Annotated in this window: 16 protein-coding genes; 9 read left to right on the top strand and 7 right to left on the bottom strand. The window is 43.8% G+C overall.

The features are described from left to right. Positions 1-64: 64 nt before the first annotated feature. Positions 65-679: a flavin prenyltransferase UbiX gene (locus tag ASV53_RS03125; protein WP_094956074.1), complete on the bottom strand. Its 615-nt coding sequence runs from the start codon at positions 677-679 to the stop codon at positions 65-67. Between the two features lie 11 nt (positions 680-690). After that, on the bottom strand, positions 691-2,049 hold the full coding sequence (gene mpl / locus ASV53_RS03120; RefSeq protein ID WP_094956073.1) for a UDP-N-acetylmuramate:L-alanyl-gamma-D-glutamyl-meso-diaminopimelate ligase: 1,359 nt from the start codon (positions 2,047-2,049) through the stop codon (positions 691-693). Positions 2,050-2,234: 185 nt separating this feature from the next. On the opposite strand from mpl, the gene fbp reads away from it, so the two are divergent. Both fbp and ppa read left to right on the top strand, forming a co-directional pair. After that, entirely contained in the window at positions 2,235-3,251 is a 1,017-nt protein-coding gene (gene fbp, locus ASV53_RS03115) for a class 1 fructose-bisphosphatase (protein ID WP_062691731.1), read from the top strand. Between the two features lie 166 nt (positions 3,252-3,417). Then, complete coding sequence (gene ppa / locus ASV53_RS03110; protein WP_094956072.1) at positions 3,418-3,945, top strand: inorganic diphosphatase; 528 nt, start codon at positions 3,418-3,420, stop codon at positions 3,943-3,945. A gap of 118 nt (positions 3,946-4,063) precedes the next feature. On the opposite strand, the gene ASV53_RS03105 is transcribed toward ppa, so the two are convergent. Genes ASV53_RS03105 through tamA form a run of 3 tightly spaced genes read right to left on the bottom strand, consistent with a single transcriptional unit; the run spans position 4,064 to position 9,899 of the window. Beyond that, positions 4,064-4,417, bottom strand: a complete 354-nt coding sequence (locus ASV53_RS03105; RefSeq protein ID WP_094956071.1) for a gamma-glutamylcyclotransferase family protein — start codon at positions 4,415-4,417, stop codon at positions 4,064-4,066. Between the two features lie 8 nt (positions 4,418-4,425). Then, positions 4,426-8,181 carry an autotransporter assembly complex protein TamB gene (gene tamB, locus ASV53_RS03100; RefSeq protein ID WP_094956070.1) on the bottom strand — a complete coding sequence of 1,252 codons (3,756 nt, stop codon included), beginning with the start codon at positions 8,179-8,181 and terminating at the stop codon, positions 4,426-4,428. Next, on the bottom strand, positions 8,178-9,899 hold the full coding sequence (tamA, locus tag ASV53_RS03095) for an autotransporter assembly complex protein TamA (RefSeq protein WP_094956069.1): 1,722 nt from the start codon (positions 9,897-9,899) through the stop codon (positions 8,178-8,180). Before tamA ends, tamB begins: the two co-directional genes overlap by 4 nt. Positions 9,900-10,063: 164 nt before the next feature. Here tamA and msrA point away from each other — a divergent pair, with 164 nt between their 5' ends. Then, positions 10,064-10,699, top strand: coding sequence for a peptide-methionine (S)-S-oxide reductase MsrA (gene msrA / locus ASV53_RS03090; protein WP_062691727.1), 636 nt, complete (start codon positions 10,064-10,066; stop codon positions 10,697-10,699). Between the two features lie 43 nt (positions 10,700-10,742). On the opposite strand, the gene ASV53_RS03085 is transcribed toward msrA, so the two are convergent. After that, positions 10,743-10,952 carry a DUF1107 domain-containing protein gene (locus tag ASV53_RS03085; RefSeq protein ID WP_062691725.1) on the bottom strand — a complete coding sequence of 70 codons (210 nt, stop codon included), beginning with the start codon at positions 10,950-10,952 and terminating at the stop codon, positions 10,743-10,745. 281 nt (positions 10,953-11,233) lie between these two features. On the opposite strand from ASV53_RS03085, the gene ASV53_RS03080 reads away from it, so the two are divergent. The 6 genes from ASV53_RS03080 (at position 11,234) to ASV53_RS03055 (ending at position 16,201) form a co-directional block, all read left to right on the top strand. Then, on the top strand, positions 11,234-11,785 hold the full coding sequence (locus tag ASV53_RS03080; protein ID WP_094956068.1) for a YtfJ family protein: 552 nt from the start codon (positions 11,234-11,236) through the stop codon (positions 11,783-11,785). Positions 11,786-11,976: 191 nt separating this feature from the next. Beyond that, positions 11,977-12,696, top strand: coding sequence for a zinc uptake protein ZrgA (zrgA, locus tag ASV53_RS03075; protein WP_094956067.1), 720 nt, complete (start codon positions 11,977-11,979; stop codon positions 12,694-12,696). Between the two features lie 41 nt (positions 12,697-12,737). After that, complete coding sequence (locus ASV53_RS03070; RefSeq protein ID WP_094956066.1) at positions 12,738-13,433, top strand: ABC transporter ATP-binding protein; 696 nt, start codon at positions 12,738-12,740, stop codon at positions 13,431-13,433. After that, positions 13,430-14,689, top strand: a complete 1,260-nt coding sequence (locus ASV53_RS03065) for an ABC transporter permease (protein ID WP_094956065.1) — start codon at positions 13,430-13,432, stop codon at positions 14,687-14,689. The genes ASV53_RS03070 and ASV53_RS03065 overlap by 4 nt, the downstream gene beginning before the upstream one ends. Before the next feature lie 9 nt (positions 14,690-14,698). Further along, positions 14,699-15,184, top strand: a complete 486-nt coding sequence (locus tag ASV53_RS03060) for a DUF3299 domain-containing protein (protein ID WP_094956064.1) — start codon at positions 14,699-14,701, stop codon at positions 15,182-15,184. A gap of 147 nt (positions 15,185-15,331) precedes the next feature. Then, positions 15,332-16,201: a TIGR03899 family protein gene (locus tag ASV53_RS03055; RefSeq protein ID WP_094956063.1), complete on the top strand. Its 870-nt coding sequence runs from the start codon at positions 15,332-15,334 to the stop codon at positions 16,199-16,201. Between the two features lie 37 nt (positions 16,202-16,238). Here ASV53_RS03055 and ASV53_RS03050 read toward each other — a convergent pair. Further along, positions 16,239-16,988, bottom strand: a 750-nt coding sequence (locus ASV53_RS03050; protein WP_094956062.1) for a glycosyltransferase family 9 protein, incomplete at its 5' end; no start/stop codon positions are given.

Genomic DNA, 16,988 nt, shown 5'->3' with positions numbered 1-16,988 from the left:
GCTCGCATTAGCGAGCTTTATCTTTGTGCTTTATTCAATATAGATTGAACAAATTATCAGCCACTTAGCGATGGTCATAACCCCAACGTGGCACTAGCCCTTGCTCTATGCCTAAATGATCCAATATTCTCGCCACCATAAAGTCGACTAAATCATCAATCGATTGTGGTTGGTGATAAAAACCAGGGGCGGCGGGCATAATAGTGACACCCATTTGGGATAGCTTGAGCATATTCTCGAGATGCAAGGTCGAAAATGGCGTTTCACGTACCACCATCAATAGCTGCCCGCGCTCTTTCATCACCACATCTGCGGCACGCTCTAATAGGTTATCCGACATACCATGTGCCACTGATGCCAAGGTACCAGCCGAACAAGGACATACGACCATTTTTTTCGGTGCTGCAGAACCCGACGCAACCGGTGAAAACCAATCTTCCTTACCACACACCTCTAGTTTACTGGCATCACAGGCGAGGTGATCAACCAAGGCTTTTTTCGCGGCTTCAGGGCCCGATGGTAACTTCAAACCATGCTCTGTCGCTAATACCACCCGCGCAGCAGACGAAATCAATAAGTACACCTGATAGTCAGCAGCCAGCAAGCATTCGAGCAAGCGTAAACCATAAGGTGCACCGGAGGCGCCTGTCCACGCAAGTGTGATCCGTTTGTCGGTCATTTTACTTCTTCTTATTCCTGTTCAGCTAATGCATGTAACAACTTGTCATGGATCCCACCGAACCCACCATTACTCATCACCAAGATATGATCTTTCGGTTTTGCTTGCGCAGCGATACGCGCCACCAGCGCATCAAGATCACTTTCGGTATACGCAGGCTGATGACATTGATCCGCAATCTCTTGGACTGACCAAGGAATATTATCAGGCTGCAATAAAAACACTTCATCAGCAGCGTGCAATGACGGAGCTAAATCATCTTTGTGCACACCAAGTTTCATGGTGTTAGAGCGCGGCTCCAATACAGCAAGAATACGCTCAGAACCGACTTTAGCACGTAAGCCACCCATCGTAAGTTCAACAGCTGTTGGGTGATGAGCAAAATCATCATAAACAGTAATATCGTTCACTGTTCCTTTAAGCTCTAAGCGTCGCTTCGTATTCACAAATGTTGCTAATGCTTCACAGCCTAAATCCGCTGTCACACCAACATGACGCGCAGCTGCAATCGCCATCAACGCATTATTAACGTTGTGATCACCCACCAAGTCCCACTTAACGGTGCCCACTCGCTGGTCGTCGAGGTAAACGTCAAACACACTACCGTCAGCAATCTGTTTTTTGGCCTGCCAATGCCCATCATCACCAAGGTATTCCAACTCACTCCAGCAGCCCATATCTAAAGTTTGTTGAATATTCTCGACCCCACTCGGCGCTAAAATACGACCATTTCCCGGTACAGTTCGCACTAAATGATGAAACTGACGCTGAATCGCTTTCAAATCATCAAAAATATCTGCGTGATCGAACTCGAGATTGTTCATAATCAGTGTTCGTGGTCGATAATGAACGAACTTAGAACGTTTATCGAAAAAAGCACTATCGTATTCGTCCGCTTCAACCACAAAGAACATGCTTTCGCCTAACCTCGCGGAAATACCGAAGTTTCCAAGCACACCACCCACTAAGAATCCAGGTTGATACCCACAGTCCTCAAGGATCCACGCCAGCATACTGGCTGTTGTCGTCTTACCGTGAGTACCCGCTACCGCCATAACCCAGCGATCATGCAACAGAAACTCTTGTAGCCATTGCGGGCCAGAGGTGTAACGCAAATTGTGATCAAGTACATATTCCACACAAGGATTACCACGGCTCATCGCGTTACCAATCACGACTAGATCTGGTTCAGGCTTGAGCTGTTCAGGATCATAACCCTGAATTATTTCAATACCTTGAGATTCTAACAATGTACTCATTGGTGGATAAACATTGGCGTCACACCCAGTGACTTTGTGGCCAAGTTGGCGCGCAAGTAAGGCCGCACCGCCCATGAAAGTGCCGCAGATTCCTAGTATATGGATATGCATAATTGTCGACTCACAAACTTAAAAAATGTGAAGTCACGCTTTTGCGTTACTTCGTTACCATAAAAAAGATCTTTATATACAATTGGATACGAGGCATTAATGCCGAAACACGTACAAAATTGTCCAATAGAGACATTGTACCTGAGTTTTCAGCCCCCCATGACAACTTGATGCAAGGATTGTGTATGTCCGATATTAGAACCTTAGGTGAGTTCATTGTCGAGAAACAAAATGACTTCTCCCACGCCAGTGGCGAACTCTCTTCACTGCTTGGTTCAATTAAGCTTGCAGCGAAAATCGTCAACCGTGAAATCAATAAAGCTGGCCTTGTTGATATTACAGGATCGGTAGGCTGTGAAAATGTGCAAGGTGAAGAACAACAAAAGCTCGACCTATACGCGAACGATAAATTCAAAGCAGCATTAGAAGCACGCGATCAAGTGTGTGGTGTTGCAAGTGAAGAAGAAGATGAAGCCGTTGCGTTCAATAAAGAACTTAACCGTAATTCTAAGTACGTTGTTTTAATGGATCCACTCGATGGTTCTTCGAACATTGACGTAAACGTTTCCGTCGGTACTATCTTCTCCATTTACCGCCGAGTTTCGCCTGTTGGCACTCCTGCCGTTCAAGAAGATTTCCTCCAGCCGGGTAACCGCCAAGTAGCTGCTGGTTACATCATCTACGGTTCATCAACCATGTTGGTATACACCACGGGTAATGGAGTACACGGCTTTACTTATGACCCATCACTAGGTGTATTTTGTCTATCTCATGAAAACATGTGTATTCCTAAAGATGGCCGTATTTATTCGATCAATGAAGGGAACTACATTCGTTTTCCTGAAGGTGTGAAAAAGTACATTAAGTACTGCCAAGAAAATGTGCCAGAAGATGATCGTCCGTATACCTCTCGCTACATTGGTTCATTGGTTGCCGACTTCCATCGCAACCTACTGAAAGGTGGTATTTACATGTACCCAAGTACGGCGACTCACCCTAGCGGTAAATTACGCCTGCTGTACGAATGTAACCCGATGGCACTCTTGATTGAGCAGGCGGGTGGTATCGCCTCTGATGGAAAAAATCGTATTCTGGATATTAAGCCAACAGAGCTGCACGAACGCGTGCCTTTCTTTGTCGGCTCTACCAATATGGTTAATAAAGTTGAAGAGTTCATTAAAGAATTCCCATCAACGCACTAAGCTCCAACATATAAAAAGTTAAATAATTATGTACAAGCTGTGTGATGCAGCTTGTACATCTTCACTGAAACACTTACAACCCCTCCCTATTTCGCTTCTTTTTCACCATTGCTGGTTATACTTCTAGGCATGTAACATTGTTTTAACTCATCAAAAGGAATGCGTTATGAGCCTAAATAATGTCCCTGCCGGTAAGGACATTCCAGAAGATATCTATGTCGTGATTGAGATCCCTGCGAACGCAGATCCCATTAAATATGAAGTGGATAAAGACACTGGTGCTATTTTTGTAGATCGCTTTATGTCGACAACTATGTTTTACCCGTGTAACTACGGATACGTAAATAATACCCTTTCACTTGATGGCGACCCCGTCGATGTTTTAGTCCCAACTCCCCATCCGCTCGTGCCCGGCGCAGTGATCCGCTGCCGTCCAGTTGGTGTACTAAAAATGTCTGATGAATCTGGTGAAGATGCCAAAGTTGTGGCCGTGCCACACAGCAAGCTAAGTAAAGAATATGATCACATCCAAGATGTGGGTGATCTTCCTGAACTACTGAGAGCCCAAATCACCCACTTTTTTGAGCGCTATAAAGAATTAGAAGCGGGCAAATGGGTAAAAGTAGAAGGCTGGGGAGATGTCGCAGCAGCCAAAGAAGAGATTCTAGCGTCATACCAACGCGCACAAAAATAACTCTAACGGCTACTACCTGCAGCTACTAATAGGTAAGTACATAAACAAAAGCCCCCAAACACAGCTGTGCTTGGGGCTTTAACGTATCAATTCACTGATTATAGCAAGCTAAGTCGTGCTAGTGCTGGCACCAATTACCCGAGGTTATTAACGGCATCCCTTCCAGCGAGTGCAAGTACAAATATACCCAAGCTTGACCATAAGGCGTGACAACCAATTCCCGCGTATATCCTGTTGGGTATTGCTCTAGCCTATCTAGCGCCTCAAACGTGGCAGCATTCACTTGGTAAACTTCGCCGTATAAAGCTTTCACTGAAAGTTCATCTATCACCGCGCCAGGATAGGCACCCAAATCATACAGTGCATAGCCTACCGTAAGCTCAGCCTCACCTAGAAATTTGGCATCGGCTAATAAGTGATGATTAGACTCACCTTGGCGTAAAGTGCCATATACAAAAACTAAGCTCATCACCCTTCCTATTAATCAAATTCAAATTGATACAGTAAATCGACCGCATTATGTAAACCCGAGATGGCTTCAACGTATAAGTCAGTCATTAAGCGATAGCGAACCGTAAACTCACCAAGGCTGTTGAAAATGCCAACGCCGTACTTCACCTGGAGCCCCGGCGCAATATACCCACTGATCGTCACCTGAGAGTCATCCCCAGATCCTGCTGTATCCACCGCAAGATCTTGAACCCCAAACGCTTTACCTACATCGCCCACCAGCTGACTACTTTGCGCAAGTCCCATGCTAATCAAGGCCGTTGTCATCGCGCTGCTGTTATCCCCAGACTCACTGTCGATATCCTTCCCTCGCAAAATATACGACAACGCATTTTGCTGAGGCATCGAGGGATCAGAGAAAATATCAATTTTAGGAGCATCAGCAGGGCCCGTTACCCGAATCCCAGCAGTTACGCTGTCTTCAATATTATCGGGATCACGAATGGCTTCCATGGAAAGGTATGGTTGATCCGCAGGGCCATTAAAGAGGATCTGCCCTTTACTGATCACAAGTTCCTGACCAAACGAACGATAAGTACCATTATTAATATTTACTTCGCCATACACTAGCGGCTCATTGTCTTTTTGGCGCACATTCAGATCGCCTTGCAAGTTAGCTTTTAGACCAAATGCAGATATTTTCACATCATTACCAATCTTGACTAGCACATTGGTTTTGATAGTAAATGGAATCGGTTTCTCTTTTTCTATCGGCTCCAACTGATCATTCAACAAGACTTCATCATCCGATACAGCAACAGCCGATTGCGGTAACTGATCGACCTTAATGCGTCCCCACGGAATACCAATATTACCGCTAATTTCAGCTTGTTTCGGCGATGCCGCTATCTTTAAGTGTGGTGATACTTTCATCGCTAACATAGGCGGTACGCTTAACGCTAACTCGTCACCATTCACATTAAGTTCTGTACGCCAGTTTTCTAACTCGGTCCAATCCGCTTTACCACGGAGTAATAACTTACCATCTGGCGTTATCACATTGCCGTTAATAACCGCGCCAAAGCCGGTGAAGGTCGCTGTTAGATCTGCTTGCTCAACATCGATCGGGGCCGTTTTACCACTGAGCTTCACCTTGCTTACACTTAATCCGCCATTTACCGCAGGATGAAGTGCAGAGCCTGTCAGGTGCATATTTGCATCAACCTGCCCACCAAAATCACGAAAATCACTCAACAATGGATGTAAGAAATCCAGCATAAAACGATCAATCTTCACTTTGGCATCTATCTGCTGTTCCGCTGTTAATTGAGTCACTCGAGCTTGACCGCTGATGTCGCCATTATCTTTCACACCAATCAGCCAATCAGCATTTAACACATCATTTTTCATTTCAGCGTTAATAATGACTTTATCCCAGCCCACATTTAATGGCGGTTGAGTCTCATCAACTTGCTGCAATACCGAGCCTGCAGGCATAACCACTGCCGCTTTCACATATGGTGCCGACTCTGGCGCCCAGACAGCTTCAACGTTAGCACCCACTTCGCCCTTAACGATTAACTCAGGCGGTAAGAAAGGTTTGATGATGTCGAAATCAAATCGCTTAAGTGCAAGTTTGGCATGGCCTGACTTGCCTGCTTCCAGCGGCTCAACTAAATACAATCCTGCTGTATTTTGTTGCCAACAATGAGCCGCAACCGTCGCCAATTCCGTTTTTAGGTTATAGCCAAGTGCAGTGGGTTGATTCAAACGCCATGGTCCAACAGGAGTGCCAAATTCGGCTTGTTGCAAAACACCTTGCCAACCCAGCTTACGATCTAAAGCGCCAGTTAAACGCAGCTGTGCACTCGCAGGTTCTGCGTCGATATCCACGACCAATTCATGCTGCTTTTCAGTTCCCGTAAAATTAAGCGACAGATCTGTTAATTTGTTTTCTTCGTACTGCCCATTCTGAGCGGTCAAAGCAATATCAGCATTCAGTTGTGGTAGCGGCGACACACGTCCTGTTAGGTTAAATGCTTCTAGGCTTGCTAATTCTTGCCAACCTAGTGATTGGCCTTGCAAGTCTAACTGGATATCAGGTTCGAGCATCTTGCCTGACAAAGCCACATTACCAATAATAGAACCACGAACATCAGGTATAGATTGAGCTAAATTGGGTGCATTGATCGTCGCAGTCATGTCCCAGTTTTTCGCTAGCGAACCTTTCGCCACTAAACCATTAGGACCATGATTTAAAGACAAGCCATTGGTGACCAATTCAACATTACCGTTACCCGCAATATCTTTGGCATCAAGTTGGCCTTTTAGCGAGAAGTCTTGCGACATCACATTGCCATCAACACTCAAGACGGGGAGTTTGACAAACCAGCCGCCTTTCGTTGTCAGTCCACCCGATGTTTGTAACTGCCCACTTAAATTGCCTGGGACTTCTGACCATTGTTTGTCGGGTTGGATGTCTGAAAACGCAAGCTGCCCCTGCCAAGTGACGTTCTTCTTCCAGTTTGCTTTGGCTTTACCTGAAATCACACCACCTAAGGTATTGATCTTCAGTGACGAGAGTGAAACCTTCTCTAAATCTCCTCGCCCTTTCAAATCCACAGCCACAGCAGGCATAGGCTCGCCATCTATTGCGCTCTTTAGATCAAAATTAAAGCCATTCAAGCTACCTTTCGCCTTGAGTGAGGTATCTGCCACCTCAAATTCAGCTTTACTATCAATCGGCCATTGGATGTGATGACTCTTTAACGATAGATCGAACGGTAGCTTTGGATCTAACGGTGATAACTTACCTGCGAGTACTGCGTCTATCGTACCTTTTAGCTTCGCATCTAACGCTAACTTACCGATGCTGCCATCTGCTTTTAGTACCAGTTGATGCCCACTTAACGGTGCCATAGCAATATCAACGACGGCATCGAGTGTCAGTGGATAATCCTCACGCAGGGATACGTTCGTGGATGCATTCAATACCGCTTGGGGCACATCGAGTAATAGTTTTGAAACGCTAACATCATGCCCTTGCGCTGAAGCCACCAGCTCCAGTTGATTGACAACCAGTGGTGCTTCACCTTTCAATGTGAAGTTTTTTATCGTGAAACGCTGCACATCGAAGTCCAACGGCAATATCACTTCAGGTAAAGCGATGACTTCGTCTGTTTTATCTACAGTTTCAACGGCTTTAGGCGCTTGGTTTTGGCTTGCTTCAGGTGTTGCTAGCGTTAGCTCTATATCTTGCCAATCCGTCGGCTTTAATGTCACTAATGAGCCGACTAACTCAGCCGCTGTTGAAAAGTGCTGCCAACGGACTTTATTACCCAGAATATCTAAATCAATATCGTCTAACTGCACCCGATCAATACTGATCGGTAAGGGTAACGTAATCGCCGCAGACTCTGATTCTTCCTCAACAGGCGCTTCATCTGACGTACTTTCAGGCAAGGTTGGCATCGAAAATTGCACACCCGACACTGCAAGCTCTCGCACGCAGACTTCAGGGGCAAGCAAACAACGATCATCCAGATCAAGCTGGAGGCGATCAGCATGCAAGTTGATCCCTTGATCTTGATAAAGCACATTATCAAGCTGAAAACCTCTAAATAATGCCCCTTGTGAATCTGAAATCGTTAACGCAGGCAGGGCTTTTTGTGCCCCCCACACCGCCACTTTTACCCCTGCAGGCGTATAGAGCAATGTTGCGAGTAAAAGTACGAGAAAAATAAGAATCGCGATAACTGCAATAGAAATACGCTTAAGCCAAATCATAATTCAGGCCCTAAGGTAAAGTGAAGTTGGATTCGATCATCAGCTGGACGCTCTAGCCCCCATGCGACATCAAAACGAATAGGCCCTACCGGTGACGCCCAACGAACCCCGACACCTGTTCCGCTTTTCCAATCTGGCGAATCAATCCAAGCTGAACCGTAATCATAGAAAAGCGCTCCCCACCAATTCCCGTAGACACGATATTGGTACTCAACGGAGCTGGTTAGCATGTACTGACCTCCGCGAAGCTTATTACCATTGTCTCTCGGTGCGATAGTCTCGTAACCATAGCCACGAAGACTGTTATCGCCACCAATAAAGAAGCGCATCGATGGCGGAACATCTTCAATACTATCAGCAACAATCGCACCACCATCAAGACGCAATAGCCCACGATGGTTCTCGCCTGCACTGCGGATCCAGGCACTACGGCCACGGAAACGCGCAACACGCGTGTCCGAACCTAAATTAGGGTCTGCATATTCAATCGAGATTAAATGCTTATCCGCCCATGTAGGCATCGCACCACCACGTGCCCGTGTTTTACTGTATGTGATACCTGGGATCAGCATGTTCAACACGCCTTTTTCACTATTACCCTGTTTATAGTCTTCCGTTAGCCAACGTAATGAAGCTATACGCTTCCAGCCATGCTCTAACAGCCAATGACGTTCAAGGCCGAGTGTCAGTTGCGTACTTATTGTGTCGTGGTTATCGGTATAACTTACCCCCCCTACCACCTGATAATAATCGTTTAATACGTCATCAAGTGGGATTTTGTAGGTGGCTTCTATTTTAGGTTGTACAGCCGAGATTTCAGTTTTAACACTCAAACTATGCCCTGCACTATTAATCCAGGGTTTTTTCCAGTTAAACTTTAAGCGAGGGCCTGTATCAGTTGAAAAACCAATACCAGTTTCAATTTGGTTACGTACCTGAGGGGCTAAACTGACTTGGATGGGGATCGTATTATCTTCTAGCTGAGAAACATCACCCCCGACAAAAATTGAAGAAAACCAACCAACATTTGATAGACGCTGGTTAAACTCCCCCAATTTAGAAGCTAAATAAGGTTCATTATCTTCATAAGGGATCAATGACTGTAAACGGTCTTCATCAATCTGACTTCCGGTGAATACAGTATCACCAAAGTTATAACGGATACCGCTATCAAACGTGATCAAAATAAAAGCTTCACTCCGCGATGGGGCGACTTCCATCACGCTCTTCTCAAACTTAGCGTCAAAGTATCCCTTGCGAAGTGCTAGGCTACTTAATCCAGACTTTAAAGCTTCATATTTACCATGGTTAAGCGGTTCACCTAACCCCATCCCGCTCTTTCGCACCAAGGCAATAAAATCAATATCCTCTTTTGCCATCCCACGGATATCAATATTACTGCGGGCAATTCGCGTTTGAGGGCCCGCATCAACAGTTACCGTTAGTTCACTATCCTTCCCTTCTTTGATGTCATAAGAAAAAGATGGCTGATAATGACCAAGGGCCTTAAGTGCTGACTTTATTTCATTTTCAAGCTGTTCACGAAAACGAAGTGATGTGCTGTAGTCTTCTTCTGGGATCCCTTGAATATAAGCATCGACATTATCTTCAAGGCTATCACTAAGCCCTTTAATCGTCAGATCCGTGCTCGCACTTACTGGGAGAGAAAACAGGAGAGCTACAGCGGGAAGGCTTAACCGCTTATACAATGCATTCATTCTTATATTGCTTCTTTTTCTAAAGTCGGACCAAAGTACGCTCAAAATATTCTGACAAACCACACGCTTAGTCGCCAGCATTTATTGCAGAAAAATTGATCATTGATTGTGGCTCGCAATTTCACTATTTTCTTTATATCAAGCAGCATAAAAAGGAAATAATGATGACGCTGACAAAACAAACCATGATCGCGCAGGATGCAGCTCTCATTGGCAGAGCAACAACAATTCAACCAAGTCACCTTCATACTGTACTCGAAACACCACTCAATGACGTAATTCCAACAGGTTTTGACTCATTAATTATAGGTATGGGCTGTTTTTGGGGAGCTGAACGTTTATTTTGGAAGCAGGTGGGAATTTACAGTACCGCCGTTGGATACTGTGGTGGGTTTACTCCAAACCCAACCTATGAAGAAGTGTGCTCAGGCAGAACGGGACATACCGAAGCGGTTAAAATTATTTTTGATCCTAGCTCAATTTCGTTCAGCCAACTTTTAACACTCTTTTGGGAGAACCACAATCCAACACAGGGTATGAAGCAAGGTAACGACGTAGGCACCCAATACCGTTCTGCGATTTATACTAACTCTGAGCAACAAAAAACAGATGCAAGTGCCAGCCGTACACGCTATCAGCAAGCGTTAAATGATAATAAGGAAGGAGCTCTGATCACAACGGATATTCAAACCGCGAGTACGTTTTACTTTGCCGAAGAATACCATCAACAGTATTTAGCAAAACACCCTAATGGTTACTGTGGTCTAGGAGGTACAGGGATCTGCCTTCCCCCTAGTTAAACAACCTCATCGATAATTAGATACCCACAATTTTTAGTGGGTATCAATATGCTTCAACTGCAAGTAACTGAATCTCCTTATTCACCTCAGTCAACGTATTCAATGCTTTCAAGTTATGTGATTTAGCCGGTAATAAGCGTCCACAATCAAACTCAAAGGCTCCAATCCCCATGATAAATAGACGCCCTCTGAAATAACTTTTCACATAACGGGCAATTTGATTTGGTCGGTATTGCTTAAATATTTTCAGCATGAGTTCCTCTCTTCAATACATAGCTATAGACCAATAGAAACTAAAAATGTTTCATTCTTCTAGCATAAAAAACCATGCAATTTATTCGCCAAAATATCCTTGCTCTGACGCTTTTTTCTTCCCGCAAACAGACTCTAGAACAAAATCATAATGCGATTCGCCTTATTTCTGATTATGGCCTAAAAAATAAGTGACACATGTCTAATCTTGTTAACTGGTATAACCAGATTGATGTGCTTTTACTAAGATAATAAGGCGTCTAACTATAATCGGAAAAAACAATGAATAAGAAGCTTATCATTACCTTACTCGCAGGCTTACTACCAACATTAGCATCTGCTCATAACCTTGAGATTGGCCAAGTATTACCAAGTGTTGATGTCGCCGATAAAGGTGAGATTTTATTAACCCAAGACAAGATTGCTTATCAAGCTTGGGCTACTGAACAACTGGTGGGTAAAGTGAGAGTCATCCAAGCAATTGCAGGTCGTAGTGCAGCCAAAGAAATGAATGCACCTATGATTGATGCGATTAAAGCGGCGGATCTACCAACGGATAAATACCAGACCACAACCATCATAAACCAAGATGACGCGATCTGGGGCACCGGAGGCTTTGTGAAATCCTCTGCCGAAGACAGTAAGCGAGAGTTCGCATGGTCATCCATGGTGCTGGATGCAAATAGTAACGTCCAACAAGCCTGGGATCTACAACCAGAAAATTCAATGATTGCGCTGCTTGATGCAAAAGGAACCGTGCTTTTCGCCCAAGAAGGTCAGCTTTCTGAACAAGAAATACAACAAGTCATGAAGCTGATTAACAATAACCTGTAACACTTCCTATTCTTATCAAGCCATACCAGAGAACCAAATGTAATGTTATAATGTCACACATTGTAACAGCATTGGTTTTGGAGCAAAGCTAATGGGGAGCAATTTGCACTAAGCATTTGCTCCTTACTTTGTAACATCCCCCTTGTTGCCGCGCTGTATTTATATCGTTTTCAACCATAGGGAAAGCAAACATGACGATCCGCCGTACTGTATTCGCAACACTCGTAAGCTCACTCATCACAGGGCAAGCTTTAGCACACAATCATCACGATGAAAGTGAATATCGTCAGCATGGCGCGCATGTTCATGGTGTCGTTGAACTCAATATTGCACAAGATGCCAACGCTCTACTCGTTGAAATTACCGCTCCTGGCGCCGACGTTGTGGGGTTTGAACATGCTCCAAAAAACGACCAACAAAAGAAAGAGCTAGATAACGCATTAAAAACACTCGCTCAACCTCTTCAATTACTCACTTTTTCAGCTGGCGCACAATGTACGTTAGTTGACACTGTCGTAACAGAGACTCTTACAGCCCACGATGATAAGCATGGCGATCATGACAGCCATGATCATAATGAACATGAACATCACGACCATGATAGCCACGATCATGATGAACATGCACATCACGACCATGATAGCCACGATCATGATGAACATACACATCACGACCACGACCACGACCACGACCACGACCACGACCACGAAGATGGTAGCTATAATGGCCAACATGGCGAGTTTTCTGCGCAATATACTTTTAATTGCGACAACATTGAAACGTTAACAGACATGCAATCGGATTGGTTCAAGCATTTCGCCACTACCGAGAAAATCACAATTCAGGCAATTACAAACAAAGGACAAAAAGCGGGTCAACTGACTCCAGCACAAACCCAGTTTACGTTCTAATGAAGTAAGAGGGGCTCACGCCCCTTTTTAGGAAACCAACCATGACTGTTATAGACATTTCAAATCTCACTTTTCGCTGGGCACGACAACACGCTGATATATTAGCAATCCCTCAATTCACGGTGCAGCAAGGTGAGAAAGTTTTTCTCAAAGGGCCAAGTGGGAGTGGAAAGTCGACGTTACTGGGATTACTATCGGGAATAAGCCAACCTACCTCTGGTGATGTATCTATCCTTGGGCAAAAGCTGAGCGAATTAAAGGCCTCTCAACGCGATACATTCAGAGCAAATCACATTGGTTATATCTTCCAGATGTTCAATTTGTTGCCGTACCTATCTGTACTTGAAAATGTGATGCTGCCTTGTCGTTTCTCATCCTTACGCCAACAACGAATCTCAAGTAACTTAGAACAAGAAGCCAAGCGCTTATTAGCACAACTTCATTTACCACAGGATTGCCTCCATAAACCTATCAGTGAATTGAGTATTGGTCAGCAACAACGCGTTGCTGCCGCGCGAGCACTTATGGGCCAACCCGAGCTACTCATTGCAGATGAGCCAACATCAGCACTAGATCAAAATAATCGTGAAGCCTTCATTGAACTACTAATGGCAGAGTGTGAACGTTCTAATACCACTCTTTTATTTGTGAGCCATGATCAGACACTTGAAGGGCTTTTTGATCGAACCGTTGCACTCAATGACATCAATACTATCCACCAAGAGATAACATCATGAAGGCTATCTTACATTTAGCATGGAAAAGCCTAAATAACCGAAAAGCCACTGCGCTACTCACCATACTAACAGTGGCAATCTCAGTTACTCTGTTACTCGGTGTTGAGCGCGTAAGAACACAAGCCAAGGCCAGCTTTGCCAATACTATTTCTGGTACAGATCTTATTGTTGGTTCACGCGCAGGTTCAGTCAATTTATTACTCTACTCGGTATTTCGCATCGGTAATGCGACCAATAATATCGATTGGAAAAGCTATCAGGAAATCACTTCACATCGTTCAGTTAAGTGGGCAATTCCAATTTCTCTAGGGGATTCACACCGTGGGTTTAGAGTAATTGGTACTAATAGCGATTATTTCGAACATTATAAATACGGTAAAAAACAGCCACTTAACTTTGATAAAGGCTTACCTTTTACGGGCTTATTCGAAACTGTCGTCGGCGCTGAAGTTGCGAGGAAATTAAACTATAAGTTGGGAGATGAAATTATTATCGCCCATGGCATTAGTGATAAATCATTCAATCGCCATGATAACTTACCGTTCAAAGTAGTCGGAATACTGTCCCCAACAGGAACGCCTGTTGACCGTAGCGTGCATGTTTCTTTAGAAGCTATCGAGGCCATTCACGTAGGGTGGGAATCAGGAGCGCGCTTAGGCCCTACGCCTGAAGCTGAGTTACTGCTACAACAACAGTTTAAACCAAAGCAAATTACCGCCTTCATGGTCGGACTTAATTCAAAAATCCAAACCTTTGCCCTTCAGCGCTATATCAATACATATAGTAAAGAACCATTGAGCGCTATCATGCCAGGTATTGCTTTACATGAACTCTGGCAAATGATGTCAATTGCCGAACAAGCACTACTCATCGTTTCAGGGTTTGTCGTGATTGCTGGTTTATTAGGCATGCTTTCTAGTCTATTAACGAGCCTAAATGAGCGTCGGCGTGAAATGGCTATACTACGAGCAACAGGAGCAAGGCCTAGTCATATTTTCTTTTTGCTAATCAGTGAAGCAACCTTCTTAACTGCATTAGGAGTATTACTGGGATCTATCATGCTCTACGGTCTGCTTTTCCTTGCTCAGCCATTTATCTTGACGCACTTTGGAATGTATATCGAGATCACACCACTAAATATTTATGAGCTAACCCTACTGGCGGTCGTTCAAACTGCAGGTATCCTAGTCGGTATCATTCCAGCTATTCGCGCTTATCAACACTCACTGTCTGATGGCATGACAATCAAGATTTAAGGGAACATCATGAGAAAATGGCTTATTGCCTTATGCTGCACATTTTCATTACTAGTACATGCTTCCGAGCCACTGACACTCGATTGGCTAGACCTAGTGCCAGAGAGTGAACGCTCAATGATCAATGAACAAGGCATCGCTGCATTTATAGATCATAACGGTGGTAAAGCAAAACAGAACCAGATGGGAAAGGTACGAGAAGAGTTAAATGGCAGCCAAGTGAAAATCCCTGGCTTTGTTATTCCACTGGAAGGGGATGATAAAGCCGTTACCGAGTTTTTACTTGTTCCCTATTTCGGCGCTTGTATTCATGTACCACCACCACCACCAAACCAGATAATTTATGTTAAATTTCCATCTGGCGCCCCTATTCAACAGCTTTGGGATGTTGTTTATATCATAGGTGAACTTAAGACCCAGCACGTGAGCCATGATTTAGCTGAAGTCGGCTACCTCATCGAAGGCACTCAACTCGAAGAATACGACGACATGTAGATCCTCAATACACCCACAAAGGCTAATATTCAGTATTAGCCTTTTTTATACCGAAATACTTTCCCTCTCTCAAAATACAAAATTTCATTTCGCGATTAAGACTAACTACTGGTACAACAAAGCTACGACTAGATTGAGTTACTCGACATGAGCACACCTTCAAATAAATCTTCCCAAGCGCTAACAGTTAAAAGCTCTCAGCACACTAAAGATAGTGCATCTTCACCCCGACGAAGCTCAAAACAATATACAGAAGCGATAGCTAAACTATTCAGCATAAATCATTTAATAACGGAAAGTGAAGAGTGCTCCCTTGAGTTACGAACTCAACAACGAGAACAAAAAGAGCGTGAAGTTCAGCAGGTTAATCTTGAGAAAATACTCAAAATTGCTTACGACGTTAGCACTGACGATAGTGCAAATATGCCAGACCCTGATTGGCTGGCACACTTCATGTTTATCGCCAAAAATATTTATAGTGTCAATATGCAAGCACTATGGGGAAGAGTATTAAAAAAAGAAGTAATAGCACCGGGAAGCTTTTCTATCAAAGCACTTAATACACTAAAGAATATGACAAAGAAAGATGCATATGCCTTTCAGCACGCATGCTCACTCAGTTGTAGCTTTGGCACTGATCAAGGCAAAAAACTACTCACAGGTGCAATTAATCAGAAAATGAGCCTTTTAGTCATACCTAGACGTGAGCAATCAAAATTAACACTCGGGCAATACCAATTACCCTACCATGAACTTTTATCACTCATCGAGCTAGGAATAATTCACAATTCAGAACTGGAATCAGGGGCAATATCTCAATACCAAGCACTGCCACTAAATTACCAGAATCAACATTTTAAGGTCTTAGCAAGTAATAAAATGAGTACATTTACTTATTATCGATTTACCCCAACAGGTAATGAACTCGCTCATTTACTACCAGTTAGTAAATATGAGAGCTATCAAACCGACTTAATCCACCTACTGAGCCAATACTTCATTATTGAATCTAGCTAAATAAAAACGCCCTTGAAAGAGCGTTTATAGGTATCACTTATTTTAAACCCAACTGAGAGTATATTACGTTGACCTCAATATTCTCTATATCGGTTACATTGACCGTATTAGCACCAATACAACCGTATACTGTTGGATCGGTTTCTGTAAATAAGCCAATACAGTTTGCACCAGCCGCATCAGCCAAATGTAAAGGACCAGTATCAGAGCAAATAAACATGTCACATTGCGCTAAAAATGCAGCTAGAGCACGCATGTCCGCATTTTGATAGACTTGCGTATCGCCCTCTAAAGGCGTTTGAATATCAGGGCTAAGAATCTCAACACAAATAGTATTTTCAGGATCATAGTCTTTAAACTTAGCGACTATCCCTTTCCATACATTCTCGCTCAAAACTTTCGTACCTCTCGCGCCACGAAAGTATGCGAGTACTCGAGAACGACTATCTTTGGACAAATCACGTAAAGCTGTTGTTGCCGATTCGACTTCACCCTCAGACAAAATAATTTCATAACCGTAAGGTTTTTCTAAATGATTACCTATCCCTTCTAATATTTTAAGAGGCTTGAAAGCAAAGTGCCTTTCACAATCGTCTTCAACAACAGCATGTGGGAATGCAATACCATTAATATCAGAGACAAATGCGGCTTTATTACGTCCATTCATCAGTGCTGAAGTAACAGCATCACCAACCGACTGATAAGGCATCAGCACTAAGTCATAATCATTTTTCTTCAGCTCTTTAATACATTCTCCCCACTTGAAAATATCTTTAAAAGAAAAGTG

Origin of the sequence: Photobacterium sanguinicancri, assembly GCF_002265265.1 — a bacterium.
GTDB classification, from domain to species: Bacteria; Pseudomonadota; Gammaproteobacteria; order Enterobacterales; family Vibrionaceae; genus Photobacterium; species Photobacterium sanguinicancri.
The sequence above is the reverse complement of the archived record's forward strand: the minus strand, read 5'-3'. Positions and strand labels throughout refer to the sequence as shown.

Coding starts and splice junctions, on each gene's coding strand:
- ASV53_RS03125 (WP_094956074.1), bottom strand. CDS start 679: ATGACCGACAAACGGATCACACTTGCGTGGACAGGCGCCTCCGGTGCA.
- zrgA (WP_094956067.1), top strand. CDS start 11,977: ATGACGATCCGCCGTACTGTATTCGCAACACTCGTAAGCTCACTCATC.
- ASV53_RS03060 (WP_094956064.1), top strand. CDS start 14,699: ATGAGAAAATGGCTTATTGCCTTATGCTGCACATTTTCATTACTAGTA.
- ASV53_RS03055 (WP_094956063.1), top strand. CDS start 15,332: ATGAGCACACCTTCAAATAAATCTTCCCAAGCGCTAACAGTTAAAAGC.
- ASV53_RS03070 (WP_094956066.1), top strand. CDS start 12,738: ATGACTGTTATAGACATTTCAAATCTCACTTTTCGCTGGGCACGACAA.
- fbp (WP_062691731.1), top strand. CDS start 2,235: ATGTCCGATATTAGAACCTTAGGTGAGTTCATTGTCGAGAAACAAAAT.
- ASV53_RS03065 (WP_094956065.1), top strand. CDS start 13,430: ATGAAGGCTATCTTACATTTAGCATGGAAAAGCCTAAATAACCGAAAA.
- ppa (WP_094956072.1), top strand. CDS start 3,418: ATGAGCCTAAATAATGTCCCTGCCGGTAAGGACATTCCAGAAGATATC.
- mpl (WP_094956073.1), bottom strand. CDS start 2,049: ATGCATATCCATATACTAGGAATCTGCGGCACTTTCATGGGCGGTGCG.
- tamB (WP_094956070.1), bottom strand. CDS start 8,181: ATGATTTGGCTTAAGCGTATTTCTATTGCAGTTATCGCGATTCTTATT.
- msrA (WP_062691727.1), top strand. CDS start 10,064: ATGACGCTGACAAAACAAACCATGATCGCGCAGGATGCAGCTCTCATT.
- ASV53_RS03085 (WP_062691725.1), bottom strand. CDS start 10,952: ATGCTGAAAATATTTAAGCAATACCGACCAAATCAAATTGCCCGTTAT.
- ASV53_RS03080 (WP_094956068.1), top strand. CDS start 11,234: ATGAATAAGAAGCTTATCATTACCTTACTCGCAGGCTTACTACCAACA.
- tamA (WP_094956069.1), bottom strand. CDS start 9,899: ATGAATGCATTGTATAAGCGGTTAAGCCTTCCCGCTGTAGCTCTCCTG.